This window comes from Mesorhizobium sp. f-mel, assembly GCF_053850215.1.
Window position 1 is genome coordinate 17399 of record NZ_JBSPTO010000001.1, and the last position, 13854, is coordinate 31252.

A 13854-nucleotide genomic window follows, 5' to 3' on the forward strand; every position below is an offset into this window, starting at 1 on the left:
GGGACGTCGCGTCGCCGCTGCATCGGGAAATCGGCGAAAAATGTTGATTCCTTTACCGAAAACCGCCGAAATGGGCTTTGGATGCCTCGCCGAGGCAGAATGCGGCCGCTGGCCCGTTGATTGATTGATCGCCTACGGCTAACGATCATGACAATGTGACCGTACGTGCAGAGGGGTCCCGTTTGGACGCGATCGAAAAAGCGATCCGGAATGCCTTCGAGAAAGGCAATGCCGAAGACCGCGCGTTTCGCGAGCGGGTCTATCGATCGGCCTTCGCCGCACTTGACCGTGCCCTGCAGGCCAACCCGGGCGTGACGGTGGAAGTCGCCATCAAGCGCCGCAAGGCGGTGCAAGCCAAGATCACCGAAATCGAATCCGAGTTCCTGCCGGCGGTTTCCGGCGTGGGCCGGCCGACCGATGATGACGCTGCCGCACCGGCGGTGAAGCAGCCGGCTGACAGCGAAGCCGAAGCCGAAGCCGAGGCCGAAGCGGAAACGGATGCCGGCGCCGATGCTGAACCCGCGTCCCCGCCTGACGTCGTTATCGACGGTCCGGTGAAGCCTCCTGCATCCGAAGCGCCCCCTGCATCCTACACGCCCCCTGCTTCCGACGCTCCGCGCTCGCGCGTCTTGCCGGTCGTTCCCGATATCATGCCCGAAGCGGCTTTTCCCGGTGCGCCGGAGATCGACTTGTCGTCCCCTCCATCGACCGGAGACGATGACGCAGAGGTGATGCCCGACCGCGACGACAGGCGGGTGCGAGGCCCCCGCCTGCCTCTCACCGCGATCTTCCTCGGCGTGACGCTGCTCGCAGCTGTCGGTATCGGTCTCTATTTCGCTGCGCAGACCGGCGTCTTCAAGTCAGCGGCCGAACTCGACACGGCCCCGCCGCAAACGGCTCCGACTGTGGAAGACGATGATTTCACGCCACCAGGCGACACGGCCTCGCCGCTGAACCCCGGCGATGTGGAGCGCGACTGGATCAATGTGTTTTCGCCGAGCGACCCGACGCTTGTCAGTGCGCCTTCGGATGCCAAGGCCGAAGTCATGCAGGACGACAGCGGTTCCTTCCTGCGCATCCGGTCGGGCGCCTCCGGTTCGGCGATCAGCTTCGACGTCGGGCAAGGCGTTTTGGAAAAACTCGCCGGCAAGCACGCCACGTTCGACATCATCGCCCGCTCCGAGGAGGGCAAGGAGACGCAGATCTCCGTCGACTGCAATTTCGGCGAACTCGGCGACTGCGGCCGCAAGCGCTATGCGGTCAGCCACGAGCGCAACGAATATCTGTTCGACGTGCGGTTTCCCGACAAGCGTCCGGGTGCTGCCGGCACCATCGCCATCAATTCCGACTTTGACAAACAGGGCAAGTCGGTCGACATCTACGAGATCCGCGTTTCGATTGTTCCGTAGAGCATCGGACCCAAAAGCATGCCCACGGCTGACCCGGGGTGGAAACCGGTTTTGGGAAAATCCGATGCTCAAAACAAAAATTTAACTGTCAAGCAGCGCCTGCAGCGTCTCGATGCGGTCGGCCTCGGCCGCCGGCTTGTCCCAGCGCAGCCGTGAAATGCGGGGAAAGCGCATGGCGACGCCGGATTTGTGCCGTGTCGAGCGGTTGAGCCCTTCGAACGCCACCTCCAGCACGAGGCCTTGTCTGCGGTCGGCCCGCACCGAGCGGACCGGGCCGAAACGCTCGATCGTGTTGTCGCGGACATATTTGTCGATCTGCCTCAGTTCCTCGTCGGTGAAGCCGAAATAGGCTTTCCCCACCGGCACCAGTTCCTCCGATCCTTCCGGGCCGGACCAGACACCGAACGTGTAATCGGAATAGAAACTCGAACGCTTGCCGTGGCCGCGCTGGGCATACATCAGCACGGCGTCGACCGTGTGCGGATCGCGCTTCCATTTGAACCATGGACCTTTGGGCCGGCCGGTGAGATAGGGCGAATCCCAGCGCTTCAGCATTACGCCTTCGATGACCGGATGCAGCGGCTTGCGGCGCAATTCCTCCAACGCCTGCCAGTCGGTGAATTCGACCAGCGGCGAAAGATCGAAGCGGCTCGGATCGAGCGTCTGCACGAAGGCTTCGAGGCGACCGCGCCGCTCGCGGAAAGAGCACGCGCGCAAGTCCTCGTCGCCGATCTGAAGCACGTCGTAGCAGCGCATGAAGGCTGGGTATTGCTGCTGGATCTTCGGTGTCACGCTCTTGCGGTTCAGCCGCTGCTGCAGGTCCGAGAACGAACCGGTCGCCTGCAGGGGATCGCCGACCAGAAGCTCGCCGTCGAGGGTGGCGGAAAAATCCATCGCCTCTGCGAGGTCCGGAAAGGCCCCGGAGACGTCGTCGCCGGTGCGCGAATAGAGCCGGCGAATGCCGCCTTCCGATACGGCCTGGACGCGGATGCCGTCCCATTTCCATTCGGCGGCGTAGTCGGCCGGGTCGAGCTTTTCGAGATCGCCGTCACCGATCGGGTTTGACAGCATCACCGGCCGGAACAGCGCAAGAGCCGTCTTTCTGGGTTTTTCTGCCTTGCCTTCCAGCCAGGCGAACAGCTCGGCATAGGGCGGCGTCAGCCCATGCCAGAGTTCTTCGATTTCGGCGATGTCGACCTTGCCGAGATCGGCCAGCGCCTGCTTGGCCAATCGCGCCGAGACGCCGATGCGCAGCCCGCCGGTGACCAGCTTGATGATGGCGAAACGCGCCGAGATGCTGGCGCTGTCGAGCAGTCTGGCCAGCACCTTCGGCCCGTCGGAACGGCTCGCCGCCTGCAGCTTTGCGACGACCTCGGCGAGCGTCGTCTCATGGTTGGCGATATCTGCGGGCGATTGCGGCCAGACCAGCGACACGGTCTCTGCCAGGTCGCCCACATAATCGTAGGAATAGCCGAACAGCACCGGATCCATGCGCTCCATCACCAGCATGCGAAGCATAGCCGGCTTGACCGCCGCGATGGTCAGGTCGCCGGTGATGGCAGCCAGCGCCAGGCCGCGATCCGGATCCTCGACGCTGCGGAAATAATCGCTCAGCAGCGTCAGCTTGCCGTTACGCGACGGAGTCAGGACAAGGCGATCGAGGAGTTCGGCGAAGCGATTCATGGCGGTGAGAACCGCGTCAGCGCTGCGTTGACGATTGTTCCTTCCATCAGCTCAATCGCCCTCATCCTCGTAGCCGACGAGATGCAGCGGCCGCGCGGCGATGCCTTCGAGTTCGCACCAGCGCACCAGGGCCTCCTCGCGGCCATGCGTCACCCAGATTTCTCCGGCGCCGGTCTCCCTGATCGTGGCGGTCAGCTCGTCCCAGTCGGCGTGGTCGGAAATGATCAGCGGCAGTTCGATGCCGCCCTGCTTGGCGCGCTGGCGGATGCGCATCCAGCCGGACGCAAAGCACGAGATCGGATCGGGAAAGCGTCGCGCCCAGCGGTCGGCGAAGGCCGAGGGCGGGCCAACGACGATGGCCCCAGTGAAGTCGTCCTTGCCACCGCTTTCGACTGTCGCCGGCTCCAGCGTCCCGAGGTCGATGCCCTGGCGCTGATAGTAGTCGCTGAGCTTGGCCAGCGCGCCGTGGATGTAGATTGGCTTGTCGTAGCCGGCGTCGCGCAGCAACCGCATGACGCGCTGCGCCTTGCCGAGCGCATAGGCGCCGACCAGATGCGCGCGTTCGGGAAACTGCGCCGTCGATTTCAGCAGGCGGGCGATCTCTTCGGTATCGGGCGGGTGGCGGAACACCGGCAGGCCGAAAGTCGCCTCGGTGATGAACACGTCGCACTTGACCGGTTCGAACGGCTCGCAAGTCGCGTCCCTATGGCGCTTGTAGTCGCCGGAAGCGACGATGCATGAGCCCTGATGCACGACCTCGATCTGCGCCGAGCCCAGCACATGGCCGGCCGGATGGAAGGTTACGGTGACGCCGTTCAGCGCAATCGCCTCGCCAAGTGCTGCCGCTTGCGTCGTCCCGGCAAAGTCCTCGCCGTAGCGCAGCCCCATAATGTCAAGCGTCTGTTGTGTGGCCAGCACCGAGCGGTGGCCTGAACGGGCATGGTCGGAATGGCCGTGCGTGATCAGCGCCCGGTTGACCGGCCGCACCGGGTCGATGAAGAAATCGCCGGGTGGGCAATAGAGACCCTCGGGCCGGGGATGAAGCAGGTCACTGGCGCGCATGGCTCCAAGATAGTTGCTAATTCCGGCGCGGGAAGCCTGTTGCAAGTGACTGCTGACTCGGCTTACAGGCAACTGTCGGCGGGACGTCTATCGTGAAACCGCATCAGGCCTCGTCGGCGATCATTTTCGTTCACCTGCGCCACACGTGGCGGCGGCTGCGAAAAAAGTCCGATTCGCATGCCCGAAAGGGCAGGACACCGACACGGAGGACGTTGCATGCGCTGGAACTTGGTGGTCTTGGCATCTTGCCTGGCAATAGCCGGTTGCATCGGCACCTCGATTGCCGAGCGACAGGACGCGAATGTCCAGTCCTCGCTGCAATATGACAGCGTGCCCTGCAATCAATTGCTGGCGCAACGCAACCGGCTGGCACAGCAATACCGCCTTCCACAGGATGCCAAGCCGTCCTTCTCCGATACCGGGGTGGGCCTCGGCCCGTTCATGCCGGACGCCCGTTCCAAGGCCCAGCGAGAGGTCGAACAGGCGAGCGGCCGGATCGATGCCATGAACCGGTCGATCGCCCGCCGCGAATGTGGCAAGCCGGCCAAGCAGACCAAGCTTGGCCTGCCGGGTTAGCGCATGATCCCGGAAATCGGAATCGATTTCCGGAAAGGATCATGCGTCGATTCAAAAAATGTTAAAGCGTCCTTTGCGCGTTCAATTGGACGCGCGGCGCTCTAATACCCCGCGTCGCGATCCACCACGTTCTCGAGCTTCCCGCCGCGCTCGAAGGCGGCCATCTGGCGCAGCATAATCGGCACCAGATGCACGGGGTCGGAGGTCGCCGCCGCATGCGGCGTCACGAACACTTTCGGGTGGGTCCACAGCCGGCTGGTCTTCGGCAGCGGCTCGACCTCGAACACGTCGAGGCTGGCTTCCTTGAGTGTGCCGTCCTCCAGCGCACGCAGAATGTCGGCGTCCTTCTGCAACTTGCCGCGCCCGGCATTGATCAGCACCGAGCCGCCGAGGCCGTTGCGTTTCCTCAATTCCTTCAGCACGCCGTAATTGATGACGCCTTGCGTCTGCGGCGTGAGTGGCAAAAGCACCACCAGAATGTCGGTGGCGTTGAGGAAGGGGACCAATCCGGCCTCGCCCGCATAGGTCGAAACGCCGTTCATCGGCCGCTCGCTGCGCGACCAGCCATTGACCGCAAAGCCGAGCGACAAAAGCACCGACGCCGCCGCGCGGCCAAGTGTGCCGAGCCCCATGATTCCGACGGAGATGTCGCCGGCCGGTCGCTGCGGTGGCTCGTGCCAGATCTTCTTTTGCTGCTGCGACCGGTAGAGCATGCCCTGGCGATGGTGATCGAGCACCCGCCAGACGACGTATTCGGTCATGTACTGGGTCAGGTTGTCGGCCACGACCTTGACGATCGGCACGTCGGGCAAAGTGGGATCGGCGAAGATGTGGTCGACGCCGGCGCCGATCGAAAAGACAGCGCGCAGATTGGGCAGCGACGACAGAAGGTTGGGTCGCTGCTGCCACACCACCGCATAGGTGATCGAGGGATCGCTGGCGCCGTCCGGCTCGAGCACCACCTCGCGTTCCGCCGACAAGAGTTCGCGCCAACGGCCTGGATGGATACCGGTGAGGGCAAGCAGGATACGGCCTTTTTCCATTGCGGATTCTATTTCCTTATGCGGTACAGGCTACTCGCTGACGATGCCGACCGGCGCCGTTTCGATCCTGAATGCGGCCGAGATCAGCGCCTTGGTATAGTCGGTCTGCGGCCGTTCGAAAATCTGTTCGGATGGGCCGGCTTCGACGATCCTGCCATTGCGCATGACGATGACGTCGTTGGCAAGCGCGCGGATGACCTTCAGGTCGTGGCTGATGAACAGATAGGCGAGGTCGTGCTTCGCCTGCAGGTTGCGCAGAAGATCGACCACCTGCGCCTGCACGCTCATGTCGAGCGCCGAGGTCGGCTCGTCCAGCATGACGAAGCGCGGGTTGAGCACCATGGCGCGGGCGATGGCGATGCGCTGGCGCTGGCCGCCGGAAAACTCGTGCGGATAGCGATTGCGCGTGGCGGGATCGAGCCCGACTTCCCCGAGCACATCGACGATGCGCTTGTCGCGCTCATCGTGCGACAGCTTCGGCTCGTGGATCTCCAGCCCTTCCTCGATGATCTCGGAGACCGACATGCGCGGGCTCAACGACCCGAACGGATCCTGGAAGACGATCTGCAGCTCGCGCCGCAGCGGCCGCATGGCATTGAATGACAGTTCGTTGATATCGCGCCCGTTGAACCGAATGGTCCCGGTCGACGAGATCATCCTGGCCAGCGCCAGGCCGAGCGTGGTCTTGCCAGAGCCGGATTCGCCGACGACGCCGAGCGTCTGGCCGGCGCGCACGGTGACGTCGATGCCGTCCACCGCCTTCACATTGTCGACGGTGCGCCGGAAAAAGCCCTTCTTGATCGGAAACCAGACTTTTATGTTCTGGCCGGTCATCACAGGCTTGGCGGCAGCGTTGGCGGCGGGCGGTTTGCCCTTCGGTTCGGCGGCCAGCAGATGCCGCGTATAGGTGTGCTGCGGGTTGGCGAAGATATCTTTCGTCGGTCCGGTCTCGACGATCTTGCCCTTGGTCATCACGCAGACCCGGTCGGCGATCTTTCTGACGATGCCGAGATCGTGGGTGATGAACAGCATCGACATGCCCTTGCGGCTCTTCAGCTCCGCAAGCAGTTCGAGGATCTGCGCTTGCACGGTGACGTCGAGTGCCGTCGTCGGTTCGTCGGCGATCAGCAGTTCCGGTTCGTTGGCCAGTGCCATGGCGATCATGACGCGCTGGCGCTGGCCGCCGGAAAGCTGGTGCGGATAGGCGTCGAGCCGCTTCTCCGGCTCGCGGATACCGACCTCGTTGAGCAGCTCCAGGGTGCGCGCCCTGGCTTGGCGGTCGCCCAGGCCCTGGTGCAGCGCCAGCACCTCGATGATCTGCTGCTCGATCGTGTGCAGCGGATTGAGCGAGGTCATCGGCTCCTGGAAGATCATGGTGATCTTGTTGCCGCGCACGCGGCGCAATGCCTTCTCGTTGGTGGCGAGCAGGTCGGCGCCCTGGAACAGGATCTTTCCCGATGGATGGCTGGCAGCCGGATAAGGCAGCAGCTTCAGCACCGAAAGCGCCGAGACCGACTTGCCGGAGCCGGATTCGCCGACCAGCGCCACCGTCTCGCCCTTGGCGATGTCGAAGGAGATGTGGTCGACGGCCATCGACTGGCGGCCTTCCTGCGCGAAGGCGACGCTGAGATCGCGCACGGAGAGGAGAGGGGCTTCGCTCATCTGAACGTCTTGCGCGGATCGAAGGCGTCGCGGGTTGCTTCGCCGACGAAGACCAGCAGCGACAGCATCAGCGAGATGACGACGAAGCCGGAAATGCCCAGCCATGGCGCGTTGAGGTTGCGCTGCGCCTGCTTCAGGAGCTCGCCCAGCGACGCCGAGCCGGGCGGCAGGCCGAAGCCAAGGTAGTCGAGCGAGGTCAGCGTCGAGATCGAGCCGCTGAGCAGAAAGGGCAGGAAGGTCAGTGTCGCCACCATGGCGTTTGGCAACAGATGCCGGAACATGATGGTGCCATTGGGTACGCCGAGCGCGCGGGCGGCGTTGACATATTCGAAGTTGCGGGCGCGCAGGAACTCGGCCCGCACCACGCCGACCAGCGCCACCCACGAGAACAGCAGCATCAGTCCAAGCAGGATGAAGAAGCCGGGCGGCAGGATGGCGGCGACGATCAGCAAGAGATAAAGCACCGGGATCGCCGACCAGATCTCTATGAAGCGCTGGAACAGAAGGTCGGTCCAGCCGCCGAAATAGCCCTGCAATGCCCCGGCAGTCACGCCGATCAGCGCCGAGCCGGCGGTGAGGATCAGGCCGAACAGCACCGAGACCCTGAATCCGTAAATAACGCGCGCCAGCACGTCGCGGGCCTGGTCGTCGGTGCCCAGCCAGTTCCAGTTGCCGACGGCGCAATTGGGGTCGGCGGTACCTTGCGGATACTGGTTGCAGCGTGTCTTGACGTCATAGAGCCAGGACGGCTTGGTTGGCGCCGCCTCGGGGATCGCGTTGTTGACGGTCCGGTAGGAGTAGCGGACCGGCGGCCAGATCATCCAGCCATGGGCATTGATCTCGTCCTGGATGACCGGGTCACGATAGTCGGTGACCGCATAAAAGCCGCCGAACTTCTCCTCGGGATAAGCGACCAGGACCGGAAACAGGATCTCGCCCTTGTAGGAAACGAGGACCGGCTTGTCGTTGGCGATCCATTCGGAAAACAGCGACAGCACGAAAAGCACGAGAAAGATCCACAACGACCAATACCCGCGCCGGTTGGCCCTAAAATTCTGCAGGCGCCGCTGGTTGAGCGGCGACAGCCAGGGCCGGGCAATCCGGTCCGGCGCCGTTTCGGCTGCGGCCCCGGCCATCAGACGTCTCTCCGCTCGAAGTCGATGCGCGGGTCGACCCAGGTATAGATCAGGTCGGACAGGAGCCCGACGATCAGGCCAAGCAGCGAGAAGATGTAGAGATTGGCGAACACCACCGGGTAGTCGCGCTCGACCACCGACCTGAAACCGAGCAGGCCGAGGCCGTCGAGTGAAAAGATGTTCTCGATCAGCAGCGAGCCGGTGAAGAAGGCCGAGATGAAGGCGCCGGGAAAGCCGGCAACGACGATCAGCATGGCGTTGCGGAAGACGTGTCCGTAGAGAACCTGCCGTTCCGACAGGCCCTTGGCGCGAGCGGTCACCACATACTGCTTGCGGATTTCCTCGAGAAACGAATTCTTGGTCAGCAGTGTCGTGGTGGCGAAGGCCGACAACACCAGCGCCGTCAGCGGCAAGGTCATGTGCCAGAGATAGTCGACGATCCGCGCCGGCCAGGACAGCTGGTCCCAATTGTCGGAGGTGATGCCTCGCAGCGGAAACCAGTCGTAGAAGGATCCGCCGGCAAACAGCACCATCAGCAGGATGCCGAACAGGAAGCCCGGAATGGCGTAACCGACAATGACGACGCCGCTGGTCCATACGTCGAATGCCGAGCCGTCCTTGACTGCCTTGCGGATGCCGAGCGGGATCGAGATCAGGTAGGACAGCAGCGTGATCCACAGCCCGATCGAGATCGATACCGGCATCTTCTCCAGGATCAGATCGATCACCGAGATGTCACGGAAATAGCTGTCGCCGAAATCGAACCGGATATAGTTCCACAGCATCATGCCGAAGCGCTCGAGCGGTGGCTTGTCGAAGCCGAACTGCTTTTCCAGCTTGGCGATGAATTCGGGGTCGAGCCCCTGCGCGCCGCGATATTTCGAACCGACGTCGCCGGCCACGTCGAAATTGCTGGCGCCGGCGTCGCCACCGCCACCGCCAAGGCGATCGCTGCCGCCCTGGTTGGTCAGCCTGGCGATGACCTGCTCGACCGGCCCGCCCGGTGCGAACTGGATGACCGCGAAGGACACCGCCATGATGCCGAACAGGGTCGGGATCATCAGCAGGATGCGGCGCAGGATATAGGCGCCCATCAGATGTTGTCTTCCTTGAGGGAGACCATTGTGTCTGGAGATGCCGCCAAGGCAATCGCCTCGAACCAATTTTCGACACTGGCGCCGCCCCTCATTGTCGTGCCGGACATTTCTCCCCGTATAGTGACGGGGAGAAAGGGGCCGGCCGCAATCTCGGCGCTTTTATTGCCACGCTTTTGATTGGCGAAACCCTCGATGGAAGCGCTCCTCTCCCCGTCGCTATACGGGGAGAGGATGCCGGCAGGCAGGTGAGGGGCGGCGCCAACGCCCGCAAGAAATTTAGGCTTTGCCAATCTTTGCCGCCTTGTCCTTGTCGAACCACCACAGCGCCTCGACCGGAAAGCCGAAATCAGGCTTCTGCTCGGGAAAGCCGAACATGTCCCAATAGGCTACTCGGTGATTCGCGAGATAATATGTTGGAATCCAGTCTAGCCGCGCGCGCAAGACCCGATCGAGCGCTTTGAGCGCCGTGACCAGTTCGATCCGGCTTTGCGCCTTGCCGGCTGCCTCGATCAGCGCATCGATGGCCTTGCTTTCCGTACCGGGATAGTTGCGCATTCCCGGCGTTTTCGCCATCCGGGAATCATAGAGTATCTCCAGGCCGTCGGCAGTCGGCGTCGCCCCGATCGACCACGCGAGCAGGCTGAAATCGAAGTCGAAATTGCTCTGCCGCTGTTCATACTGCGTCGAATCGACCTGCCGGATCGAAGCGTCGATGCCGATCGTTTTCATGTTCTCGGCCCACGGCGAGAAAAGCCGAACGATGCCATCGTCCTCGGCCAACATTTCCACCCGCAGCCGCTCGCCCTTTTCATTGACGACAAAATTGCCCGCCCGCTTCCAGCCGGCTTCGGCAAGCAGTCTCGAAGCCGCGCGCAGCAGCTTACGGTCGTGGCCCGAACCGTCGGAGACAGGCTGCATCACCGCTTCGCCGAAGGTTTCCGGCGGCAGCTCGGCTCGAAACGGCTCCAACAGGGCCAATTCCTCGGCCGAGGGCAGGCCCTCGGCCTTGTAATCCGACCGTTCGAAGTTCGATTGCGAGCGCTCGTAGGCGCCGTAAAACAAAACCCGCCTGGTCCATTCGAAATCGAAGCAATTGGCGATCGCTCGTCTGACGCGCACATCGCGGAATTGCGGGCGACGCTGGTTCAGCGCGACAGCCTGCATGGATGGCGTTTTCTCGCCGGGAAATTCGCGTTTGACGACTCTGCCGTCCTTCAGCGCCGGGAAGTCGTAACCGGTCGCCCATACCCGCGAGGTAAATTCCTCGCGAAAATGCGTGTCCCCCTTTTTCAAGGCTTCGAACGCTGCCTGGCGATTGATGTAAAAGTCGATACGGATGCGGTCAAAATTATAGAGGCCGCGGTTCACGGCCAGATCCCTGCCCCAATAGTCGGCGACGCGTTCATATTCGACGGTCTGCCCGGCGGCCACGCGCCCTATTTTATATGGTCCGGAGCTGAGCGGCGGTTTCATCGTCGAGGCATCGAAATCATTGACCGTATAAAAGGCTTTGGACACGATCGGCATTGCGACGATCGCAAGGATATTCTGCGCGGATTGTTTGCCGTTGAAGGTAAGGTCGAGGGTAACCGGATCGACCGCCACCGCTTCCGTCATGTGCCGCAACACCTGGGAGAGGTTCGGGTGGCCCTTGTCCTTGTAAAGCTTCAATGCGAAGGCGACGTCCTCCGCCGTCAGTGGCGAGCCGTCGTGGAAGCGCGCTTGCGGTCGCAGGCTGAAGCGGAAGCCATTGCGGTCCGGCGATAAGGTGACGGACTCGGCAAGCCGGCCATAGACCGCATCCGGCTCATCGAGTGCGCTTGCCATCAGCGAATCGAAACAGAGTTCGGTGCGCGGCGGCGATTCGCCCCTCAACACCAAGGAATTCAGCGTGTTGAACGTCAGGAAGCTCTGATTGAAGATGGAGTTCGGCGGTGCGAAATTCATCTGGCCGCCCTTGGCGGCGTCCGGATTGACATAGTCGAAATGTGTGAAACCTGGGGAATATTTGAGGTCGCCGAAGGCCGACAGGCCGTGCAGCTTTACGCCGGTCGCGATGGCGGCGAAGGCCCGGCCGGGCAGCAAAGCTGCCGCCGTGGCCGCGGCGCCCAGGGCCAGAAAGTCGCGGCGGGCCAGAGGAGCGCGGCGGGGGAGCGCCGTCATCAATTGCCACTCATGTATTTTGCCGCCAGCGCCTTTTCCTTGTCCGGGTCGATCCACCAGGAATTCTGGTCGACGCCGCTATAGGCCGGTTGCTTCTCCGGGATGCCGAATTTGTTCCAGTAGGCGATACGAATTTTTCCCAAGTGCCACTGTGGGATCATGTAGTAGTTCCAGAGCAGCACCCGGTCCAGTGCGTGGGTGGCCGCTACGAGATCGTCCCGATCGGTGGCGAAGATCACCCGGTCGATAAGCGCGTCGACCACCGGGTTCTTGATCCCTGCCAAATTGCGTGCCCCGGGTGTATCGGCTGCAGTGGAGCTGAAAAAATCCCGCTGTTCGTTACCCGGCGAATTGGATTGCTGGAAGCCGGCAACCGCCAGCATGTCGAAATCGAAGGCGCGGGTCCGGTTCGTGTACTGGCTGTCGTCAACGATGCGTAGCGTGGCATCGATGCCGAGACGTCTGAGATTGTCAATCAAGGGCCCCGCGACGCGTTCGTCTACGGGGTCGTTGCCGAGAAATTCGATCCTGAACGGTTCGCCGGTCTTTTCGTTGACGAGCTTGCCGCCGCGATTGACCCAACCCGCTTGCTTGAAGAGGTCATAGGCCTTCCGAAGATTTTCACGCCCCGACTGCGGCGTGGTGTAGACGGGCAGCTTGAACTCCTGGGTAAACAGTTCGGGCGGCAGCTTGTCGCGATAGGGCTCGAGAATTTCCAGCTCCTTGCCCTGCGGCAGGCCGCTTGAGGCTAAATCGCCACCTTCGAAATAACTGTCCGTGCGCGTATAGGCGCCGAAGAAGATGGTGCGATTCATGCTCTCGAAATCATAGGCGTAGGTCAGAGCCTGGCGCACGCGCACGTCCTGAAAGAGCGGCCGGCGCGTGTTCATCACGTAGGCCTGCATGGGTTCCGGCGAGGTCGTGGGATATTCCGCTTTTATGACGTCCCCCGCTTTGATGGCGGGAAAGGTGTACTCGACTGCCCATCTCTGGGCCCGTGACTCAACGCGAAAATCCTCAAAGCCGCCCTTGGTGAAGGCCTGCCAAGAGGCATTGTCGTCGAGAAAGTAGCTGAAACGCTGCCTGTCGAAATTCTCTCGCCCGATCTTCACCGGCAGCTTGGCACCCCAGTAGTCCGGCACGCGCTGCCAGACGATCTCAGTGCCAGGCTTGAAGCTGGCGATCTTGTAGGCGGCCGAGCCGAGCGGCGGCTCCTGCGTCGGCCTGGTGATATCGCGCTTCTTGCCGTTGGCGTCGGTGCCTTCCCACCAGTGCTTCGGCAGCACCACCAGATCGCCGAGGATCTTCGGCAGCTCCCGATTGCCCTTCTGGTCGAAATGGAACTCGACCTCGCGGTCCGAGATCGCGACGGCATCGGTGACATTCTCGAAATAGCGGCTGTACATCGGGCTGTTGGCCTTCAGCACCTGAAACGACCAGATCACATCGTCGCTGGTGATCGGCTTGCCGTCATGCCACTTGGCCCGCGGATCGAGACGATAGGTCGCCGAGGAATAGTCGTCCGGATGTTTGTAGGCGTCGGCGATCAGCGGATGGCTGACGCTGCCTTCGTCGGTCGCTTGCTCCATCAGCGTGTCGTAGAGCAGGCCGCCACCGAAAGGGACGAAGCCGGCGGCGAAGGAACCCTGCACGATATACGGATTGAAGCTGTCGAACGTGCCGAGCACCACCGAATTCAGCGTGCCGCCCTTCGGCGCGTTCGGGTTGACGTAGTCGTAGTGCTGGAAGTTCTCGCCATATTTGGATTCGCCGATCAGCGATGAGGTGGTGCGCCATTCCTGGGCGAAGGCTGTCTGCAGGCCGCCGGCAAAAGCGGCCGCAATCAGCATCGATCTGAGAAACGTTCGACCAACCGTCATGCCTTCTCCTCTGCGCGATAGCTGTCAGCCGACAATCTAGTTCATTTGACGCTCATGAAAACCGCGACAGGTCGCCTTTGTCGCCGCACATGCGCTTTTCCCATTGAAAAAGCCGGGCTGAACCCGGCTTTTTCAAGGAATGT

General features: G+C 62.4%; 11 protein-coding genes. 2 read left to right on the plus strand and 9 right to left on the minus strand.

The genetic code is table 11. The features are described from left to right. Positions 1-182: 182 nt before the first annotated feature. On the plus strand, positions 183-1409 hold the full coding sequence (locus tag ACWUKX_RS00110; RefSeq protein WP_456002796.1) for a hypothetical protein: 1227 nt from the start codon (positions 183-185) through the stop codon (positions 1407-1409). Between the two features lie 81 nt (positions 1410-1490). Here the strand turns inward: ACWUKX_RS00110 and ACWUKX_RS00115 are convergent, their stop codons facing one another. Then, a complete protein-coding gene (locus ACWUKX_RS00115) occupies positions 1491-3092 on the minus strand; it encodes a cisplatin damage response ATP-dependent DNA ligase (protein WP_456002798.1) in 1602 nt (533 codons plus the stop codon). Positions 3093-3143: 51 nt separating this feature from the next. Further along, entirely contained in the window at positions 3144-4154 is a 1011-nt protein-coding gene (locus tag ACWUKX_RS00120) for a ligase-associated DNA damage response exonuclease (RefSeq protein WP_456002800.1), read from the minus strand. Between the two features lie 216 nt (positions 4155-4370). Here ACWUKX_RS00120 and ACWUKX_RS00125 point away from each other — a divergent pair, with 216 nt between their 5' ends. Beyond that, positions 4371-4730, plus strand: coding sequence for a hypothetical protein (locus ACWUKX_RS00125; protein WP_455849708.1), 360 nt, complete (start codon positions 4371-4373; stop codon positions 4728-4730). A 101-nt stretch (positions 4731-4831) separates the two neighbouring features. Here the strand turns inward: ACWUKX_RS00125 and ACWUKX_RS00130 are convergent, their stop codons facing one another. The 7 genes from ACWUKX_RS00130 to ACWUKX_RS00160 are packed head-to-tail and all read right to left on the minus strand — an operon-like array spanning position 4832 to position 13711. Next, a complete protein-coding gene (locus tag ACWUKX_RS00130; RefSeq protein WP_456002802.1) occupies positions 4832-5773 on the minus strand; it encodes a 2-hydroxyacid dehydrogenase in 942 nt (313 codons plus the stop codon). 30 nt (positions 5774-5803) lie between these two features. Further along, complete coding sequence (locus ACWUKX_RS00135; RefSeq protein ID WP_456002804.1) at positions 5804-7435, minus strand: ABC transporter ATP-binding protein; 1632 nt, start codon at positions 7433-7435, stop codon at positions 5804-5806. Beyond that, positions 7432-8571: an ABC transporter permease gene (locus ACWUKX_RS00140; RefSeq protein ID WP_029356996.1), complete on the minus strand. Its 1140-nt coding sequence runs from the start codon at positions 8569-8571 to the stop codon at positions 7432-7434. Before ACWUKX_RS00140 ends, ACWUKX_RS00135 begins: the two co-directional genes overlap by 4 nt. After that, entirely contained in the window at positions 8571-9665 is a 1095-nt protein-coding gene (locus ACWUKX_RS00145; protein WP_065005922.1) for a microcin C ABC transporter permease YejB, read from the minus strand. The genes ACWUKX_RS00140 and ACWUKX_RS00145 overlap by 1 nt, the downstream gene beginning before the upstream one ends. Beyond that, a complete protein-coding gene (locus ACWUKX_RS00150) occupies positions 9665-9958 on the minus strand; it encodes a hypothetical protein (RefSeq protein ID WP_456002806.1) in 294 nt (97 codons plus the stop codon). Before ACWUKX_RS00150 ends, ACWUKX_RS00145 begins: the two co-directional genes overlap by 1 nt. Next, positions 9945-11831, minus strand: a complete 1887-nt coding sequence (locus tag ACWUKX_RS00155; RefSeq protein ID WP_456002808.1) for an extracellular solute-binding protein — start codon at positions 11829-11831, stop codon at positions 9945-9947. The genes ACWUKX_RS00150 and ACWUKX_RS00155 overlap by 14 nt, the downstream gene beginning before the upstream one ends. Beyond that, on the minus strand, positions 11831-13711 hold the full coding sequence (locus ACWUKX_RS00160; RefSeq protein ID WP_456002810.1) for an extracellular solute-binding protein: 1881 nt from the start codon (positions 13709-13711) through the stop codon (positions 11831-11833). Before ACWUKX_RS00160 ends, ACWUKX_RS00155 begins: the two co-directional genes overlap by 1 nt. Positions 13712-13854: the final 143 nt, after the last annotated feature.

Excerpts from the sequence above, each read along its gene's own strand:
- ACWUKX_RS00115 (WP_456002798.1), bottom strand. The coding sequence starts at position 3,092 with ATGAATCGCTTCGCCGAACTCCTCGATCGCCTTGTCCTGACTCCGTCG.
- ACWUKX_RS00120 (WP_456002800.1), bottom strand. The coding sequence starts at position 4,154 with ATGCGCGCCAGTGACCTGCTTCATCCCCGGCCCGAGGGTCTCTATTGC.
- ACWUKX_RS00125 (WP_455849708.1), top strand. The coding sequence starts at position 4,371 with ATGCGCTGGAACTTGGTGGTCTTGGCATCTTGCCTGGCAATAGCCGGT.
- ACWUKX_RS00130 (WP_456002802.1), bottom strand. The coding sequence starts at position 5,773 with ATGGAAAAAGGCCGTATCCTGCTTGCCCTCACCGGTATCCATCCAGGC.
- ACWUKX_RS00135 (WP_456002804.1), bottom strand. The coding sequence starts at position 7,435 with ATGAGCGAAGCCCCTCTCCTCTCCGTGCGCGATCTCAGCGTCGCCTTC.
- ACWUKX_RS00140 (WP_029356996.1), bottom strand. The coding sequence starts at position 8,571 with ATGGCCGGGGCCGCAGCCGAAACGGCGCCGGACCGGATTGCCCGGCCC.
- ACWUKX_RS00145 (WP_065005922.1), bottom strand. The coding sequence starts at position 9,665 with ATGGGCGCCTATATCCTGCGCCGCATCCTGCTGATGATCCCGACCCTG.
- ACWUKX_RS00155 (WP_456002808.1), bottom strand. The coding sequence starts at position 11,831 with ATGACGGCGCTCCCCCGCCGCGCTCCTCTGGCCCGCCGCGACTTTCTG.
- ACWUKX_RS00160 (WP_456002810.1), bottom strand. The coding sequence starts at position 13,711 with ATGACGGTTGGTCGAACGTTTCTCAGATCGATGCTGATTGCGGCCGCT.